The organism is Dinghuibacter silviterrae (assembly GCF_004366355.1).
GTDB lineage: Bacteria > Bacteroidota > Bacteroidia > Chitinophagales > Chitinophagaceae > Dinghuibacter > Dinghuibacter silviterrae.
Genome location: NZ_SODV01000001.1, coordinates 2,737,856 through 2,757,298, shown reverse-complemented (window position 1 = coordinate 2,757,298; position 19,443 = coordinate 2,737,856). Strand labels below are relative to the sequence as shown.

Below are 19,443 nucleotides of genomic sequence, written 5' to 3'. Positions count from 1 at the left end.
AGGTTTAAATAGGGGGATCTAAAGGAATCGGCGTGCTCAATGCCTCCGCCGGAACGGGGGTAATACCCAGGCGTGCACACCAACCCTGGAAGGAGTCAAAGATCTCATCCAATGTCCTTTTCTGGGCGACGGTCAGTTCCGTGGCCACCGCCCGGCTGATGGTGCGTATGGGCAACCCCCGTTTCCGGAGGAAGTATTTGGCGCTAAGGGGATAGGCTACGTGGATCAGGGGATCTACCCGGCTGAGCTCACCCTGCAGCCACTTCACGTCTTCCTGCCGGGCGGGGTCGGTCGCGTTGTTCACCATCCACACCAGGACCTCCGGGTAGAAGTTCCCCGAGATCGAGGACATCCCCCGGGCGCCCATTTGCAGCGAGTACATGGCGTTTGGCGTGTGCGCGTCGTAAAACTCGAAGTTTGTCACGTCCCTGGCCACGTCCAGTTTGGCCTTGACCTTTTCCAGGTCGATCGAGGTGTCCTTGTGGTACACCAACCGGCCCGTATCCAGCAACGCCCGGAAAACCCCGGGCGTGATGATCCGCTTGTAGGGCGCCGGGCATTCATACAACCCCAGCGGAATGTTCCCCGTCAGGCGAAACATCTTGTCAAAATTCTTCATCAGCACCGCGTCGTCGTCCTCCACATTGGCATAGTGCCCCGTGATCAGGATGACCGCATCGATCCCGGTGTCGTGGATCCGCCTGGTAAATTCCGCCTTGTCCTCGACCGTGAGGCCAAAAGAGCCCGTGGCGACCACCGGCACCCGGCCCCGCACCCGGCGAACGATGTGCCGGGTCAGCTCCAGCCTCTCGTCCTCGCTGATGCTGTACATCTCGCTCGACAGACAATTGGCAAAAAAACCCCTGACACCGGCCGCCAGGTAAAACTCCACCAACACCGATACCGCCTCCAGGTCGACTTTCGCCTTGAGGTTGAACGGGGTGATCATCACCGGTACAAACTTGTTCATTCGACTGTATTTATAAGGATTCCAATATTATCTATACCTATCGTTATCTTGTCTCCGCTTTGGAGCGTAAATCCTGCCTCCGGGACGATACACGTCCCCGTCATCAGGTAACATCCGTTGGGGAAGGCGCACTCCCTGTATAAATATCCCACCAGCTCGGTATGCGCCCGCTTCATCCGGTCGATCGTCACGCTGCCTTCGAAGACCTGCCTGCGCTCCCGATGTATGGTCATGTGGATGCCCGTGGCCGGATCTATGGGCGTCTCCGTGACCAGGATGCTCGGCCCCAGCCCCGCGCAACGCTCATATACCTTGGCCTGCGGCAGGTAAAGCGGGTTCTCCCCTTCGATGCTCCGGCTGCTCATATCGTTGCCGATGCTGTAGCCCACGATGTTTCCCGTGCTGGTGATCACCAAGACCAGCTCCGGCTCCGGCACATCCCAGGTACTGTCCTTACGGATGCGCACCGGCTCGCCCGGCCCTGATACCCGCTGGGCCGTGGCCTTGAAAAACAGCTCCGGACGCTCGGCTTCATACACTTTGTCGTAAAACACCGCGCCCCCGCTTTCCTTGCTTTCTTCCATCCGGGCCGTTTTGCTGCGCAGATAGGTCACCCCCGCCGCCCAGACCTCCTGGCTCCCGATGGGGGCCCTCAGCGGCTGCGTGTCCAGCCACTCCTTCGTCCCCACGCTCGTCAACCGCTTTATTTCTTCCAGCAGGAGCGCATACAGGTTGTCCCGGTTAATATAATGATCCCAGTCCTTCTCAGGAGACACATAACAGTGCCCCTCGTGTTCCAGCAGGATGGTATGGGCTGTTTTAAAGATGCGCATATACACTATTTTGAAATATCGATTTGACATAGGCCACGTTGGCCCCGTAGTTCTTTTTGACATTGTGCGGGTCCTTCGCGTCCCGCGACCGTTCGATCACCAGCCACCCGCTCCAGCCCATCCGGTCCAGCGTTTTCTTTAGCTGGTGCAGATCCACCTGTGGATCGTACTGCAGCCACACGCTGTCCTTGTTACTGCAATGGATCTCGCTGATCCGGTTTTTACCCAGCGTCTCCAATTCTTTGTAAGGGTCTTCCCCTTGTTGGATCGGGTCCGCGAGGTTGAAACAGATCTTGATGTTTGGGGAGCCGATGTCCTTTAGGAGTCGTATTGCTTGCTTCGCATTCAATGACGTCTCTATCCCAATCACCACCCCCGAGTCTTTGGCCATTTGGCCAACGGCTTTTAGCCGCTCTACTATAGCCGGCCGCAGCTCCGGGTGTTTCTTTAAGTCCCCTTCCACACCCAGCGGTAGAAATCCCGTATGCACGCCCATTTGCCGCATGGTGGCGATGCAATCGCCTACCGCTTTCACAGCCGTGGGTCTCGTGGGAAAAGACTGCGCATAAAACCCGGTCATGGCCAGGGAGCAGATCTCAAGGTTTAACGCCTTGCTCTTGCTGAGGTATTGGTTTCTGATGGAGTCGATCGCCAACTGGTTGTCAAAGGTCTCCCGTGTCCCCAGGCCGCCCATGTCTACTTCGATGCCATCCGCGTCCAGGCGCTTAGCCAGGTCCAGGGCGCCTAACTTCTGGCGTTTGAGCAGCATCAGGTCGATCAGGGCTACGCGGTAGCGCGGGGGCGCCCCCTCTGCCGCGAGCAGCGCGGCTTTGGCGTGGGCGGCGAGCAGCGAGGCTCTGGCGCGGGCGGCCCGCCCCGCGGGTCTTGCGGGCGCCGTCACCGCCATCGCGTCAAACGCCGGTTCCGACACGAGCGCGTGCGCGTGCTCAAACACCGCCGTCAGGCTGTCAAACCCGTGGATCGCGTCCGCGGGCAGTTGGCCCCCCAGCGCGTACATAGCGGCTTCCGGTTCTATCGTTACTTTATGTTCATCGATTTTCGTCGTATCGAGGTGGAAGTATTTTGAGAAAAAGTAGTAGACGGCCTCCCGTTTATTGATCCCAAAGTCATGTACTTCGTGCGGAAGGTGTACATCGTGAACGTCGCCCTCCGCCCCGAAATAGCCATATACCTTTTGGAGATACGGATACTCGATCCGGGGCACATGGTCCGTCCAGTCCCCTCCGTCGCTTACCACCAGCAAGGGCCGGGGCGCCGCCATGGCCGCGATTTCGGGCACGTCCGTCCCCCCCGCGCTTTCGTACACCGGCATCCCGCTTTCGCAGGGACACCCGCCGAACATATAGCAGGAGACCGAGGCGACGGGGGCCGCCACCCTGATCCGGTCGTCCAGGGCCGTCACCATCGTTGTCAGGCTCCCCCCACCCGATCCACCGCAGATCCCTACGCGGGCCGTATCCGCTTCCTTGAGGCTCAACAGGTAGTCCAGCAGCCGGATGCTGTTCAGCACCTGGATGGTCTGCGCCAGGCTGCGCCGGTGGTCCTCATACCTGAATTGCAGTTGCGATTCGCCCCACGCAAAAAGATCGTAGCTCACCGCGATACACCCCAGCCGCGCGAGCGTCGCACACCGGTACTGGCAGTCGGGGCGATAGCGGCCGCCGTCCCAGTGGCCGTCGGGGCAGAGGATGACGGGGAGTTTGCCGGCGGCGCGTCCCGGGCGGTAGATCGACCCGCACACATACAACCCCGGCAGGGTCTCCAACGCAATATTCTGCACGGTATACCCATCCTTATGGCGCACCGCCGTCAGGATCGGCGGTTTCCCGGGCGAATGCGGCAGGGGTGAGAGCCGCAACGCCTTGTACAAGTCCGTACGGAGTTGCGCCTTCCGCGTCTCCCAGGACGCCCGATCGTTGTACCGGGCGGAAAGTTCATCCAGGTAAGCTTGACCGTCGGCTACGGACCAGCGGTAGTATTCGTAGTCCTTGAGCTTATAGGTCGAGTCGTTGATCTTGTTCACCTTCATGTCCAGGGGCGTAAGGATGTCGTCCAGGGTTTGGTCCGCGGACGCCCGGAAACGCCAGAAGGCAAACGGGACGACCTTACCCGTCATCATCGAGTCCGGCATTTTGATACGGACGTGGTAACGGGTCTCCACGTCCTGGAGGACGTCTTTTAACGGGCGGGTATAGTCGCCGTCGGAAGATTCCGAAGCCACCGTGATGCCTGGCCAGATGCCGCCCGCGATGGGTTTTTCTTCGAGTTTGGCGGGATCTACCTCTACGTATTTGATCCGTTGTCTTCTCCAGGTATATACGATGTGTACCATCCCGTCGGGGGTTTGGATCACAGAAGGATAGGAATACTGACTGATTTTCGAGTCTTCGAGCACCAGCGAGGCGTTCCATTGCCGCCCGTCCCGGGACACGGCCACGTTCAGGGGTGTCCGGTCTCCCTTGGTTTGTCCTTCGGGTGGAAGGACGTGGTTGTACACCAGAAGCTGCCGGCCGTCTTTGAGGGTGACGGCGTCGGTGCCGGAATTGTTGTTGGGTAGATCGGTGGGGGTCAGCGCGGACCAGGTCCTGCCGCCGTCGGTCGACCACGATTCCATAATGGCGCGCTGCTGGCTACGGCAAAGGACCTGTAAGCGCCCGTCGGGATAGCGGAGGATGCTGGGTTGGATGGCTTTCCCTTCGAGGGGTCCGATCATACGCCATGTTCGCCCCCCATCGTCCGTCTCCTCGAAATGTACCTTCCAGCCGTCTTTTTCCGTACTGCTCGGGCACAACAAACGTCCACCGTCCAGAAGAACGGGTTTGTTTTTGATGGGGCCGAGGAACCCGTCCGGCAGGGCGATGGCGGAGGACCAGGTGACGCCATTATCGGAAGAGGTTTTTAGAAAACCTTTCCAGGCAGCGACTTTGGGGCCGACCTTATAAAATAGCAGCAGTTGCCCGCCGGGGATCTGGTAGAGTACAGGGTTCCAGCAGGCGTAGCGGAGCGTGTCGCGCCGGCCCGTCGAGGGATTCGTGCTATCGTGCTGGATCCCATCGGCCGCACGTGCCGGGGCCGTCCACTGTCCCCCCACCATCCGGCTGACCCAGATACACACGTCGGGCGCGCCCTCATTTTTGCCTCCAAACCAGGCCGTCACCAACCCCGCCGGCGTGGCCGCGATCGTGGCCGCGTGACAAGAAGGAAAGGGAGCGCTTGTAAAAATAAATTCGTCCTTGACGATCCCTTTCTTCCACGTCTGGGCATGAAGGGCGACCGGCAGCAAGAGGAAAATCCAACCCATTTTTGTCATAACACTCATTTTCGTTCTTCTAAGGTATATACACCTGACCCTAATTCCAGGCTTCCCTTCCGGCCCGGCAGATACACCCGGGCGCGGGCGTTTGGCGGGATCCGAAGGTGCCAGGTCCATTTATCTGGCTCGTTTTCCCAGGCACTATACACCAACCCATAAGGTGTTCGGTAGGACGCGCGTACAAAACCCAGGCTGTCCACGCACACCGGTTTCATGATGATCAGCCCAAAACCGGGCGTCCCGGCCTTTATCCCCGCCAGGTCCTCGTATAACCAAGGCAAAAGATCCCCCAACAACATGACGTGGTTCCGGGAATTCATCGAGGATTCGGCGGTGTTGCCGTTCCAGCGTTCCCAGATGGTGGTGGCGCCTTGTTCCACCATGTAGCCCCAGCCCGGGTAGTCCCGGTTGTTCGCGACGCGGTACGCCAGGTTGGAAAGACCATTGTCCGTAAGCCCGCGCATCAGCCAGCCGGTACCGATGACGCCGGTGGCGACGTGGGTGTATCGCGCCAGGGTCCGCAGGAGGCGCGCCGTGTCCTTTGTCAGGTCGAAAACCAAAGGCAACAAGCTCGCCGTGGCTGTGCTGTCAGCGGCCTTCGCAAACGCACTGTCAAAAGCCCTCGCAGCCACCGCGCGCATCTTCTTCCAGCGGGGTACGTCGGCTGGCGACCCTGCCAGCGGCGCAAAACCCGTCATCAGGTCCAGGAGGTGTGCGTCATACGCCGTGGCGATCAGGGTCCCACCGGTGGATGCAACACCCGGCGGCGCACACCAGTCCCCATATTTGTCCTTTGTCAAAGGGCCATACCGTTCATGCATATAGAGGATCCACCGTTTCATGGACGCGTAGTGTTTCCGGATGGGCGCCGCGTCCCCGAACTGGCGGTATAACATGTCCGCCACCATCAGGTAGGTTCCCGGCCAGGTCATGTTGTCGCTGTAATAATTCCAGTAGGCGGGCGCCACGTCCGGCAGTGAACCGTCCTTTTTTTGCGCAGCTTCCATGTCGTCCAGCCATTGCGCATACAGGCGGTGGTTGTCCACCCAAAAGCTTTCCCCGAGACAGCCCACGGCCCGGTCCCCCAGCCAGGGCATCCGCTCGTTCCGCTGCGGACAGTCCAGCGGCAGGTATTTATAATCGCTTTGGATGCTGCGGCACGCGTTCGCATAGATCCTGTTGAACAGGTCATTGGAAGACGTCCAGGTGCCCAGCGTATCAAGCCCGTCCGACACCACCTGGCCCTCGAAGTCACTGAGCGCGGGCGTACCCGGGTATCCCTCTATAGACACATACTGAAAACCATGGTAAACAAAAACAGGGTGCCACACCTCCAACCCCTCCCCTTTCAACGTATACACATCCGTGGCCCTGGCGTCCCGGAGGTTGGCCATATCCAAAGACCCGTCTTCGCGAAGCGTTTCCGCAAAACGGAGGGTCACTTTTGTTCCCCTTTCCCCGCGCACCTTTAGCTGAACCCAGCCCGCCATATTGCGCCCCATGTCCATGATCCAGGTTCCGGGCTTTATTTCTTTCAGACCGGCGGGATGGACCACGTCCACCACGCGGATCGGATCTTGTGTCTGGGCCTTGAGCGCGGCGCCCCAGGAGGGCAATACTTCCGGCCGTAACCAGTTTCCCGGTTCTTTGGTCGCATCATATTCCTCCCCGTCGTATTCGTTGTTGCTCCGGATGGGTCCGTCCGCCGCAAACAACCAGGAACCATCGCTCACGACGCGCGCAACAGATCCGTCTTCGCGGGTTATTTCCAGTTGATACAAAAGGCGGGGAAAACCAAATTCTTTTATCTTAAGCGGCTTATACTTCGGGCGCATCGTAAAGAAGCGTCCGTTGCCAAGGACCACACTCAGTGCATTGGCGCCCTTTGTAATGTTCTCCGTCACGTCATAGGTGCGGTAGTCCACTTCTTTTGTGTAGTCCGTGGGGATTTGCGTCAATACGTCGTCACCCACGCGCTGCCCGTTGATGTACGCCTCGTAGTGTCCCAACCCAACGATATAAAGGGTTGCCCGCCGCACCTTTTGGGGGTTGTCAAAGGTCTTCCGGAAATACCGCGCGGAGAGGCGGGAATACTTGGACACGCTATCCCAGGGAAAACCGTGTTCATACCCGATCCACTGCGCGGTCCAGTCCGAAGACCGGAGAAGCCCCATCGTCCAGTGCGCGGGGGCACTCCAGGCGCTTACTCCGTAATTGGTCCATACCCTCACTTTCCAGGTGAGGGCTTCGCGGCTTTCCAGGGCTTTGCCTTTATAAGGTATACCGATGCTCCGGTTGCTCGTGACCTTACCCGAGTTCCAACGCTCGCCCTTTTTGCCGGACACGATGACCTGGTAGGCGACCTGGCGGATACCCCGTTCATTCCCCGTGAGGACCCAGCTCAGCACCGGCCGGGGCGCGTCGATCCCCATGGGATTTACGCGGCCTTCACAACGCAGCGAGTCCACCCCGCCGCTCGCTTGTGCGCCGCCGGCGAGAAGCAACAGGATCCATATCGTCAGCCCCCGCTTCATTCTCCTGAGAAATTAAAAAACAACGTCACCCGTTTTGCATAAGCCGGGGACTTGCCATAGTCATAATACATATTCTGATGCCCCGAAGGGCCCATGTTCTCTGCTTTTTGCGACTTGGTCCCGATCGGCGGAATCGCGTGCATAAACGAGATGTCCCCCACCGGGAAAGGCGGAGCCGTATTATATGCATGCGCCGGCCAGGCCGGGGTATACAACCGTAAAAAGACGTCCCGCGAAGCACACACGATCGTCACCGGCTGTCCGTCCGTCAAAAGCCTTACCCAATAAAGGTTCGCGTAATACCCCTTGAATTCAGGGTAGACCGGGTTTCCCTGCCCCGTGACCGTATTGTTATAGGCCTTGTCCCAAAGGCCCAGGGTGGTGCCCTTCATCCTGTTTTTCCATACACGGTAAGGGCCCTCCCCCATCCAACGCACGCCTTTTACTTTAGCCTCCGGGTAGGAAAAACTGATGCCCATATAGTCCGTTGTATAGGCCTCCGGGAAGTACGCCACGTCCAGCTTTACCCAGCCCGACGGACACACGGTCCAGCGCAGGGTTTGACAATCGCTTTTCTTTTCAAAGGTCGCTTCCAGGACGAGGCTGTCGCCGGTGTAGTGCGTGTCCATACCTTTAAAGCCCACGTCTGTGGTGTCGCACAGCAGGGGGCCTTGTCCAAAGGGGATGGTGCCTTGCGCGTTGCGCACACCCGTGAGGCGGGCGCTGGCGCGGTTGAAGGTGAGGTGGAGGGGGCCGGTGGTTACTTCGTAGGTGGTGTCTGTCGTCGCCAGGCGAACGGCCGCGTTTGTGGCAGCCGTGGCGGCGTTCGCCTGGGTCGCGACCGGCGACGCTGCTTGTCGCGCTACCGCTTGCGGCGCAGCCGCTTGTCGTGCCGCCGCTTGCGGCGCACCCACGGGCATGGAGGCCACCCGTTCCGCTATCGCCTCCGGCAACCGAAGCGGCCAGCTCCATGTATACAGCTCCCGGCCAAAAGCATCCCGTATCGTCAGATAGAGCACATCGTATTGATTCCAGTTGGCGGGCAACCCCAGATCGAGCACGCCCTTGTCGCCGGGCCGTACGTCGGGCGCCGCGGCGACGCCGGAGAGGCTATCGGTGGCGGCGCCCGCGGGCGGGGCGGGGACGACGCCGGAGAGGCTATCGGCGGCGGCGCCCGTGGGCGGGGCGGGGGCGACGCCGGAGAGGCTGTCGGCGGCGCCCGTGGGCGGGGCGGGGGCGACGCCGGAGAGGCTGTCGGCGGCGCCCGCGGGCGGGGCGGCGGCTGGCGCCGTGGACGGGCCTTGCGCGGCCGGCACGGCCCACGGCCCCCCCAGGCGTTTCAAAGTCCAGCGATAACTGCACCTGTTCAAATTCGTATAGAAATACCGATTCTCCACTGTCAAGCGCCCGTCAAATGAAGGCGTGACCTCCTTGCGGCCCATCACGACCGGTGTCCAGACGGCTTTGATCGCGTAAAAGCTCCCTTCTTTTTCGCGGTAGGGACCCAACACGCCGTCGGGTGCGTGGTCCCCGTCGGTGTCGAGCTCCCCGTTCCGGTCGGTCCGGACCACGGCCTCGTCTGAGAAATCCCAGATAAAACCACCCGCGCTCAGGGGATCGTTCCACATCCATTCCCAGTAGTCCTGGAGGCCCGCGCCCCCGCCTCCGTCATACAAGGCGTGCAGGAATTCCGTCGGGAAAGTTACGTCGTGTCCATGCAGCCCCGTCCCGCTCCCGTAGTCGTAATTAATGTAGTGTTGGGTATCGGTGTGCCGGAACACGGCCCACGGGTGGATCAGCGGGCGGTGCTGGATGTCGAGGCGGTCAAACAAGGGATCGAGGTCGAAGTTGAACCCGCCTTCGTTCCCGTTGTCCCAGAGTACGACCGAAGGGTGGTTGACGTCCCGGTCGATCATTTCGCGCACCAGCCTGGACCCGACCTCGGTGTCGTAGGCGTGGTGCCAGCCGGTGAGCTCGTCCAGAACAAAAAGACCCAGGGAATCGCACACATCCAGGAAGTGGTCGTCGGGGGGATAGTGGGACATACGGACGGCGTTCATGTTCATCTCCTTCATCAATTCCACATCCTCGATGCTCAGGGCCTTACTCGTCGCCCTGCCGGTGGTGGGCCAGAAGGAGTGACGGCAGATTCCTTTGAACTTGATTTTTACGCCATTTACGTAGATGCCGTCCTCCGGTCGCAATTCGATCGTTCTGAAGCCGAAACGGCGTTCGGTGACGTGGAGTGTTTGGCCATGTCCGAGCAAAGTGCAGCGAAGCTGATAGAGCTGGGGCGCTTCGGGCGACCAGGGCAGGATGCCCGGCACCACGGTTTGCAGGCGCACCAGTGTGTCGTTTGTAACACGCGCGGTGAAGGAGCCGCCAACGGGTCGTCCGTCCAACGTAAATACCTGCGCCCGCACCGAGTCTGCGCCCGGGGCGCCCGTCGCGCCCTCGCGCCCCCCGGGACCGGCGAGACGGAGGCCCGCGAGCCGAAGCTCCGCGCGCAGCGCACCATCGCCCCCCGCATCTATGGCAACGTGATCGATGTGTTGCACGGGGAACGCCTGCAAGTACACCGGCCGGTAGATCCCGCCAAACACCCAGAAATCCCCATGCCGTTCCGCCTGGTTGACCGAGCGGTTGGCCGACACCTTGGACACCGTCACCTCCAGGAGGTTTTGCCGGCCATAGCGCAAGAGCGGGGTAATGTCGTAGGAAAAGCGGTAAAAGGCCCCCTGGTGGATGGGCCCGGCGACGCGGCCGTTGATGCTGACCCTGGTATCGGTCATGGACCCTTCGAAAACGATCTTTACGGTTTTCCCATTCCAGTCTTCGGGTACGATGAAGCGGTACCGGTATAAGCCTTGTTCCCGCGCCTTCAGCGTATCCTTATCCAGGCCATAGTTGTAGGCGCCGAAGCCTTGCAGCTCCCAGTTGCCGGGAACGGGTATGGTCGTCCATTTGCCGGCGTTCTGTCCACCCGTGCACAAGAAATCCCAGTTCACGGTATGATCGCTACCGGTGCCGGACAGGTACAGCGTCTGCGCGTGGCCCCGTAGCCAAAGTCCCGCAAGGATCGTTATATATACAATTCGTTTCATGGTGCCTCATCTGTACGGAAGGGCGCCGCCGGGAGCCCTGCCTCGTTGAATAAATTCGGTTGTGCGTCCTCGCTCCATGCAAAACGGACGGCCGTAGGGTGGCGCACACCGGAAACGATCACCTTGTCCCCGCGGATCTCCGCCTGCGCCGGGACAAACTGACCGTCCCTTCCCGCTATGCTAAAACAGGTCAGGGGCTTGCCGTCCCCGGCGTCCAACGGCCCGTGGGTAAACGTCAACGCCACCGACCTTTTCCTCAATTCCATCACCGTGTATAACGGTCCCGAGTACACGATGTCCTGTCCATAGTCCTTTGCCAGCGCCCAACGGGCCAGCCGCCTGCCCACAATCCACTTGTAGGAAGGATGTAGCTGCGACAGGTCGTCCACCAGGTCGGTGGTGACGATCATGCCCGTGTGCGGCAAGGCCAGCACCCGCGTCTGAGCTTCTCTGAAGGCAGGCAGCGATGTCGTAGTCAGGCCTTTGGTCTTCGAATATTCATAAGGGGGGAGTTGCACGTAATAAAAGGACGCGCCGGTGTCCTTCCAAAGCGCACGCCAGCTGGTCACCAGCCGGACCATCTTGTCCGTGTATTGCTCCGTCTCCCCCAGAAAACAGTTGGTTTCACCCTGGTACCATAAAAACCCCTTGAGGGCAAAGGGCGCCAGCGGCTCGATCATATCGTCATAAAACTTCCCCGGGGCGGAAGAGCTGGTATCGTAGGTCCCGTTCCCCGGTAACCAGGGCTCTATATGGCTGCCGCTTACGGAGGCGTCAATCATCCCGATGGGTACGTGCAGGTGGTCGTACAGGGATTGCGCAAAAAAGTACCCCACCGCAGAAAAGGTCCGCAGCGCCCTTCCTTCGGCGGTGTCCCATGGCGCCTTCGTGCCGGCCTTCGAAAAACCGCGGTGGACGAGGAAAATACGGATGGCTGCGTTGTCCGCGCTGTCGAGCGCATGCCGGGGCGCCGGGTAGCGCAGGGTGTTTTCAAACTTCGCGCTTTTCATCATGGTGAACTCCATATTCGACTGTCCGGAGCACAGCCAGACCTCGCCCACCAGCACGTCGTCCAGAACAATGCTGTCCCTGCCCCGGATGACCATCTGCCGCGGTTGGGCCGAGGCCTCCATCGGGTCCAGGTAAACCATCCACCGGCCATCGGAAGCCACCGGTGCCGTCTTTTGCTGCCCGCCAAAGGACACCGTCACGGTTTCGCCGGGCGTCGCCCGACCCCATACCGGTACCGGCCGCCTTCTTTGAAGAACCATATCGCTGCCCAATACATTCGGGAGCACGACGTCCGGTTTGGCCGTTCCTTTTAGCCAGACTGCGTAGGCATACGCCGCCGAGTCCCGGCCGGGGGCTTGCGCCGGGTCCTTGTACCACTTCCCGATATTGGCAAACGGGTACACCGGCATGGTAAACCGTTGTCCATTCGCTGTTTCAAAAGGTACCATGAAGCCCGGACCCAAAAGATCCGGCTCCGGGTGTGCTACCGGCGCGAACGTAGCGGGGTCCACCAGGACGTACTTCACGGAGCTGAAAAGATCCTTGCCAAACGGCCCGGGCGTCCCGGCCGCACTCTGTGCAGCGCTATCGCCGGGCCGCGCATACCACATATCATCCGCCGCATACACCAACGGCCCCCGCACGAGCGCATAAGGCGCATCCGCATCCGGCTCGGTCTTATACGGCTTTTTGTCTGCGGTCTTCATGTAGTGTTCATGCCGCACCCAGGACAACTGCATCGGAAAGTCCAGCACCACCTTGTCCCCCGGCGCCCACTGCCGGGTCAGTGGGAGGTAGTGCCCCGGGTGCACACCAGGTATGGGCACACCGTTCACCGATACGCTGGCACCGGTACACCAGGAAGGGATACGGACCTCCAGTGTAAAGGTTGCGGCCTTTGCGGGCCGCACGTCGATCTCGTCCCGGCCCGAAGAGGGGTAGTCCGTCGTTTGTGTCAAACGCACCGCCTGCCCAACGGTAAGGGTCACCGTAGAGGCGACAAATTGGTTGATGAAAACCGTATGCCGCGCCCCGACGGCGTAGATGAAGGCCGGTAGCATGGTCTCCAGACGTTCCCCGCTCCCCGAACAACAGTCCGGGTCCCGGAAAAAGCCCTCAGGCACCACACCATCGGGGGGCGTATTGTAGCGGTGGGCGTTCCCGTCTATGGCCTGGGCGGCAAACACCTGGTTCCATAGTGCACGCTCGATGACGTCCGCGTACTTTGTTTCCCCGGTGAGCTCCAACAGTGCCTGAGACAACTGCATCCACGACATAGTGGCGCAAGTCTCCATCATTTTCCCCGTCAGGGGTTTGACAAAGTCTTTCTCATAATGTTCGCCCACGCTCACCCCGCCGGTGAGGTACATCTGGCGGGAAGCCACGTCGTCCCATACCGCCTCTACCTTATGCAAAAGTGCCGTATCCCCCGTGGCGCGGTACAGCCGCAGAAAACCCAGAAAATTCATCTGAAAAGTATGCGCATGCGCATAAGGCTGCACCTCGTTCACCGGCATCCGGCCCAACTTTGAAAACGCATCCCATCCGCTCCAGGTATCGATCTGGCGCACCACCCAGCGGCACCAATCCAGGTAACGCCGGTCTCCGCTCACTTCGTATAACCGCATCATCGGGTCGACCAAAAGCGTCCCTTCCCAACCGTAATGGACGCTATGCCCTGCCATGGCCGAGTGTTGCGTCCCTTTAAACGTCACCCCCTTATTTTCCGGGGGCCGCTGAGCTCCCGGCCAGAAACCCGCCTTCCCCGGTCCGATAAAGCGCAGAAAATAATCACCGAGACGCTCCGCTGCCGTCAATCCCCGGACGTCCTGCCAGTCTTCGTATCCCGTCAGCAAGGCGTGGAGCAGGAAGTGCAATTCATACGCATCCATGCCCCTCAGGGGATTGTCCGGGGTCCGTATGGAAGGACTGGTCACGCCCACATACCCATCTTTGCCCTGGGCATTCAGGATGCGTTCATACATGGTTTTTGCTTTTTCCTCCAGGGCTTTATCCTTAACCCGTTGCGTCGCCAGGATGGAAGCCTCCAGCCATTTTCCCGGCTGTTCGCCCGGGCGCCAGTCCCAGGCCGTCGTCGCCGGGTTCTGGATCAACGCGACATATTTTTCTATGGAAAAAGTATCGAGGTAATGCGCTTCGTTTTTTCGGATGCGGTCACCCGCGAAGCCGCCGATGGCGGTGATGTCCTTCAGGGGGACCTCCGTTTCCACGCGTTGCACCGCGGGCGCGGCCTTGACACGGGTGTCGGGGCCGGTACCCTGGGCCTGCGAGCCGTCAAGGGCGAAGGCGGCCAACAGCGCCGCGGCTGCGCCGCGCATCCATGGCCATGTCGCCGCGTGGCCCCCGACCGGCGTCCCACAGCGAGCCCACGCTCCCGCGGGGTAGCTGCGTCCAGGCTCGTTTATTTTTTTCCCTATCCTCATGGCTCCATCGTGTGCGTTTGCAAGTGTGTGATATAAAAAACCGCCGGGCCATCCTGACGCCCCGCGTTGGGTACATCAAAGTCCTGGTCGGATGGCGTGTCCGCATCGGGAAACCGGTTCACCGGGCCCGTGCGGAACACGATACGCTCCAGGTTCTCCACCGGGGTAAAGAAAAGCTGGTTCACCGACTTGCCATTGACCGTCACCGTATAAAAGCGGTTGTCCGCGGAGAGCGTCACCTTGCAATCATAAGCGCGGCCTGGTTCGTAGTTCAAAATATTTTTTTCGTGAGGCCCGGCCTTTGTCTTGAGCACGCCGTCCTTGTCAAACGTAAGCCGAACGGCGATGTCCCCCCGGGCATTGCGGAATTCCACCGCCAGCATCCCTGTATCGTTCTGGGCGGGGATCACCGTGAAGTCCGCTTCTACCCTACGCGCCGGCGGGAACACCCGTTCCGCTTCGGCCACGTCAAAAGGATCACGATCTTCCAGCCGGAGGGCCCTTCGACCATCTGCCATCCGAACGATCCCGACGGGCGCCCACAGGGGGCTGTACGTATTCCACCGTTCCAGCGCCCGGCTGCTGTCCATCCGGCCGAAGTCCTCGTCCACATCCGTCCGCGCGGTGTCCGTGATGGGGACCGGGATGGAAGCGACCCAGATGTCTTCCTTGTTCATGCTGTACGTCACCCAGACCTTCCCATCCGGTGGCACACCGTTCCCCTCCTCGATGCCCCGCACATACTGCGGGCCGTACGACTTATAGTTGCCCCCGTACCGCATGGTCGTGATATTGCCACCCACCAGCAGGAGGTTGGTATAGTCCAGTCCGTCCGCGCTCACCGATAGCGCCAGCGGCCAGCGAAATTCTGAAGGATTATACACCGTCACAAAACGGCCGTCCGATGTTTTTTGCCCCCATATTTTGGCATTGCTGTTGACAAAATGCGGCGCCCGCGTCACCGGACCCCACGTCCGGCCGCCATCCCGGCTGATCCCCGTGAGCGCATTTTTCCAAAGCCCCACGACCCTTCCGTCGTCGAGGTGGTAAAAGCAGAACGCCTTATAATCCTTATGCAACGGGATCAGCGGGTCCTTCCGGTCCGTCTCCTCCACCCATTGCATCATCATCAGGGGGTTGGCCATCAGCTCGTCGCAATCCGCCACAAAACCCTTGTCCGGGCTTTTCGTATAGTATGGGCAAGTCGTATTCCGCTCATTCCAGGCCGGGTTATAGTGAACAAAATAAACCGGCCCCCACGAGCCGTCTTCATGGATTTCCCGAACGACACGCCCGATCCCAAACCCGTCGTTCGGATCATCCTTCGGATCCAGACAGATCCCATAAAAAGCCAGCGCCAGCAGGTGCCCCCTCTTCGACACGTAAAATCCCATCCGCTGGTGCATCACTGCAAAAAGGTTTTTGGCGACGCCCGGATGTCCCTCCTTGGTCGTTCCATCAGGGATTTTATAGGGAGGAAAAAGTACTTTCGGTTCCGACCATTTTTCTCCATCTTCCGACGTGCATAATAAGGTCCGCCCCGGGGGCACGCTTTCCCCCACCAGGTCGCTCAGGTATTCCAGGTAAAAACGATGATTCCAGTAGGCCAGCATCGGCGCATGGTTATACGTCCACCCCGGACCGCCCGGGATCACCGGGTGTTCCCGGTTCGCCCGGAATACCTGGATGTTGTGGACACCCATGGCAGGGGCCAGTTGACCGTGGTGGTAGTCCACGTTAGCCATCGTATGGCCGGAATAGTGGACCGTGTCTTGCATGGCTCCGCTCGGCAACGCCGTATGGACCGTGTCTTGCACCGTGCCGCCGGGTGCCGGTGTCCGGGCCGTGCCGCCGGCAGGCGCGGCCGTCTGGGCTATCGCCCCAGTGCCCAGCGCCAGCCCCATCGATACTATCGTCAGCGACTTTTTCATGCTTCCACCGTTTCCATCCACGCGTCCGCCATCAGTTGCGCCCCCGCGAGCGACGGATGCACACCGTCCTCCGTCCAATACCCGCCCGGGGCCGAGCGCAGCGCCTTGTTATACACCTCCTGGTACGGTATAAAGACCGCCCCGAATTCCGCGGCGATTTCTTTTGCCGCCGCCTGGTAGTCGTAGAAGGCAGGAAACCACTTCTCGTCCACCGACTTTACACCCGGTATCGCGTAGGGCTCGCCGATGATCAGCTTTACATCCGGCAACGCCTTCCGGGTCCGGTCCAGCAAAGCCTTATAGTCGTCCCTGTACGTTTGGATCGTGCCCGTATACCCGTTCACCAGCGTATGCCAAAAGTCATTCACCCCCACCAGGATGCTCAAGACGTTCGGCTTCAGGTCCAGACAGTCCGTCTGCCAGCGGTCCGCCAGTTGAAACACCTTGTTCCCGCTCACGCCCCTGTTGTACATCTGAAGCCCAAGGTCCGGGTACTTATACATCAGGGCCGAGGCCGCCAGCAACATATATCCCGTCCCAAACGCCGAGGTGGCGTTCGCCTCCAGGTTGGTTTTTTTCCGCTTCGCGTCGGTGATGGAGTCGCCCTGAAAGAGGATGACGTCGCCTTTGGCAAGGGAGACACGGTGCGGGTGGGCGGAAGCGCCGGCGGGCACTGCTCCGCCGTACGCCGCGGCGGCCGCATCGCGGCCCATGGCCGGCGCCGCTGCGCGACCCGTGCCTGCGAGCGCCCTCCCAATGGCGGGCCCCGCCAGGGCCGCCAGCCCGATCTTACGGATAAAGTGCCTGCGGCTCTCCTCAGTGTGTTGCATGCGTCGTATCGATTTGAAGGTGTGTACTCGCCTCCTGCAGACCCCTCAGGGTCTTGCGGGTGACCATGAATATCGTTCCGTGTTTGTGTCCTTTGGGCACGCTTACCTGCGCCGTGATGTCCGTAAACGTATGGAAGTCCCGGGTGCGTGCGGCCCCAAACATCTTTTTTCGGTAAGCGTCATAGTAGATGAGCCAGTCCTTACCGACCCTTGTTGCGGTGGGCCCTTCGGTAAACTCCGCCGTCAACGAAGGGGACACGTTTGTATACGGCCCCAGGACCGAGGAGGCAAAGGCCACCTTGATGTCCCTTTCGGGCCGGGTATTGTCCTTGAAGACCAGGACGTACTGTCCCGGGCCGGGTTGGACGATGGTGGCGTCGATCGAGCTAAACCCAGGGTCCAGGAAAAGGCGCTCCGGGGTAAAAGTTTTGAAATCCTTTGTGGTGGCATAGTACAGCCGCTGGTTGTCGTTTTCCGGCTCCTGTCCCTTGGGGAAACGGAAGGGAATCGTGGACGCCCATACGATCACAAACCGGCTGCTGTCCTTGTCATAAAACAGGTCCGGCGCCCAGACATTGACGGTGGACGGTTCGTCTTCCATGACCGGGATGAATTGTTGCGGACTCCAGTGGATGAGGTCCGTGGAGAACGCATAGCCAAAACCCTTGTCCCCCGACCAGTTCGTGGTCCAAACGAGGTGAAACACCCCGTCCGGCCCCTGAACGATGGAGGGGTCGCGCATCAATTTCCGGGGACCCACGTCCGGGGGCAGCCACGGTCCGCCCAAATCCTTCCAATGATACCCGTCCCGGCTATACAGGAAGTACAAACCGGCGGTGGCCGGCTCCCGGAAAGACGTGAACAGGTACACGGACCGGCTTTCGCGGCAGGCGCCCAGCAGGCAAAGGGCCAATAGTCCAAAAAAGGGTCTCACGTTCATAGTGTCTTTTTTCCGTCCAGCATCAACACCCAATCATTCCCGGGAGCCGGCGCCCCGGGCGGATCAAAGGTCCGCTCTCCCCTGTTGGGAAAGGACCCGATGGCCGTCCGGCGGCCGTCCCGGGGGTTGAACCAGGCGGCGCTGATATAGTTTCCTTCTATTCGTCCCAGGCGCGCCCGAAAGGGCTTCCCGGTATAGGTGTATAAGAATGCGTAGGCGCGGCCCCGCGTCGCGGCGATATAGTCGTAGCGGGCATCGCCGCGCGGAGCGGCGGTGCTGGTGTGCGCGGCGGCGGCGCCTTCGGCGGTCGCGGCGCCACGCGTTTGCACCACCATACCGGTGTCGGGCACCCGCTCAAAATACCCCCGCGATAGCATCAGTTCCTTGAGGTACTGCATTTGCGTCGCGCCGGGGTCACCGACAGCCTTTTCCCAGGGGTCCGTGGCACCGTAGGCTCCGGTCTTTTCGGTAGCCTCGTGGAACTGCATGACGGAATTGTTGCCGTAGGTAAACCCACACGCCCCGGCGAACACGGACCAGTAGGCATAGCGGCGTATGTCCGCGGCTTTCCAGCGCGGCTGGTGGGTATCGTGCAACCCCTGGGGGATACCTTCATAAGAAGGCTCGGCGTCGAGGACCGGTTTGGCGGGGCTCCGGTCATAGTCGGCCTGTATATAGCGCCAGTTGTCTTCGCCAAAGTGCGGGTCTCCGGCGGACGTGTCCTGTTCATACCGCCGGTGGCCCGACTGAACGCTGTTAAAGTCCAGCCAGGGCTGGTCCGCAAACCAGTCGGAGGAAGAGTGGCGCCCCCTGGGATGAAAGGTCACGAGGTGGCCGTAGCCATGAAGGGTATTGCCCAGGGCATTCCATACCCCGGGTGCGTCCGCTCCCCTGATGTCGCCCCCGTTCATCCAAATGACGTTCGGACTCCCTGCGTAACGGGCGCCAAGGAAACGGGCGTAGGCCGTGGCCTGGGCGGGGGTGACGTGCCCGGCTTTGATGTTGTTGCCCCAGAGGGGCACCAGCGCGAGGTAGATGCCGCGGTCGGCGGCGGCGGCCACAAGGAAGTCGAGGTTCGACCAGAAGCTGCCGTCCGCCGCGGGCCCGGCCGTCGACGGCGCGGCCGCATCGAGCGCACCCGCCGGGGCGACCGAGGCAGGCCCGCTGGCCGCCCCCGCCGTATCCGGCCGCGCCAGATCACCGTCGACCAAAGCCGCGTGCCCATACGCATCCTTATCGCGCAGCCCGTGCAGCACCATCACCTGCACCACGTTATACCCCTGCCGCTTCCGCTCGTCGAGGTAGCGCAACGCGTCCTCGTGTTTGAGCTTGGTGAGCAACAGCCAGCCGGTGTCCCCCAGCCAGAAGAAGGGAGCGCCGTCCGGCGTCTCCAGGTAGTGGCCGCCCGGTGCGACGCGCAAGAGAGGAACGCCGGCGCGCAACAGCGCGGCGTCCGGCGGTGCAAGACGCAGCCAGCATGCGGAAAGGCCTATGAGCAATACTTGCAACATG

The 19,443-nt window shown here is 60.7% G+C and carries 10 protein-coding genes; all 10 read right to left on the bottom strand.

From position 1 onward, the window contains the following. Positions 1 to 4: 4 nt before the first annotated feature. The 10 genes from EDB95_RS11975 to EDB95_RS11930 all read right to left on the bottom strand — a co-directional run bounded on the left by EDB95_RS11975 (position 5) and on the right by EDB95_RS11930 (position 19,442). Positions 5 to 970 carry a dihydrodipicolinate synthase family protein gene (locus EDB95_RS11975; RefSeq protein ID WP_133993876.1) on the bottom strand — a complete coding sequence of 322 codons (966 nt, stop codon included), beginning with the start codon at positions 968 to 970 and terminating at the stop codon, positions 5 to 7. After that, positions 967 to 1,803 carry a fumarylacetoacetate hydrolase family protein gene (locus tag EDB95_RS11970; RefSeq protein ID WP_133993874.1) on the bottom strand — a complete coding sequence of 279 codons (837 nt, stop codon included), beginning with the start codon at positions 1,801 to 1,803 and terminating at the stop codon, positions 967 to 969. Before EDB95_RS11970 ends, EDB95_RS11975 begins: the two co-directional genes overlap by 4 nt. Beyond that, a complete protein-coding gene (locus tag EDB95_RS27755) occupies positions 1,790 to 5,134 on the bottom strand; it encodes an exo-alpha-sialidase (RefSeq protein ID WP_246073616.1) in 3,345 nt (1,114 codons plus the stop codon). The genes EDB95_RS11970 and EDB95_RS27755 overlap by 14 nt, the downstream gene beginning before the upstream one ends. A 5-nt stretch (positions 5,135 to 5,139) precedes the next feature. Next, a complete protein-coding gene (locus EDB95_RS11960) occupies positions 5,140 to 7,671 on the bottom strand; it encodes an alpha-L-rhamnosidase (protein ID WP_133993870.1) in 2,532 nt (843 codons plus the stop codon). Continuing rightward, entirely contained in the window at positions 7,668 to 10,775 is a 3,108-nt protein-coding gene (locus EDB95_RS11955; RefSeq protein ID WP_133993868.1) for a glycoside hydrolase family 2 protein, read from the bottom strand. Before EDB95_RS11955 ends, EDB95_RS11960 begins: the two co-directional genes overlap by 4 nt. Beyond that, complete coding sequence (locus EDB95_RS11950; protein ID WP_162852567.1) at positions 10,772 to 14,125, bottom strand: beta-L-arabinofuranosidase domain-containing protein; 3,354 nt, start codon at positions 14,123 to 14,125, stop codon at positions 10,772 to 10,774. Before EDB95_RS11950 ends, EDB95_RS11955 begins: the two co-directional genes overlap by 4 nt. 101 nt (positions 14,126 to 14,226) lie before the next feature. Beyond that, positions 14,227 to 16,161, bottom strand: coding sequence for an exo-alpha-sialidase (locus EDB95_RS11945; protein ID WP_246073615.1), 1,935 nt, complete (start codon positions 16,159 to 16,161; stop codon positions 14,227 to 14,229). Beyond that, on the bottom strand, positions 16,158 to 16,991 hold the full coding sequence (locus tag EDB95_RS11940; protein WP_133993864.1) for an SGNH/GDSL hydrolase family protein: 834 nt from the start codon (positions 16,989 to 16,991) through the stop codon (positions 16,158 to 16,160). The genes EDB95_RS11945 and EDB95_RS11940 overlap by 4 nt, the downstream gene beginning before the upstream one ends. Beyond that, positions 16,978 to 17,931 carry a glycoside hydrolase family 43 protein gene (locus EDB95_RS11935; RefSeq protein ID WP_133993862.1) on the bottom strand — a complete coding sequence of 318 codons (954 nt, stop codon included), beginning with the start codon at positions 17,929 to 17,931 and terminating at the stop codon, positions 16,978 to 16,980. Before EDB95_RS11935 ends, EDB95_RS11940 begins: the two co-directional genes overlap by 14 nt. Then, positions 17,928 to 19,442 carry a glycoside hydrolase family 140 protein gene (locus tag EDB95_RS11930; RefSeq protein ID WP_133993860.1) on the bottom strand — a complete coding sequence of 505 codons (1,515 nt, stop codon included), beginning with the start codon at positions 19,440 to 19,442 and terminating at the stop codon, positions 17,928 to 17,930. Before EDB95_RS11930 ends, EDB95_RS11935 begins: the two co-directional genes overlap by 4 nt. Position 19,443: the final 1 nt, after the last annotated feature.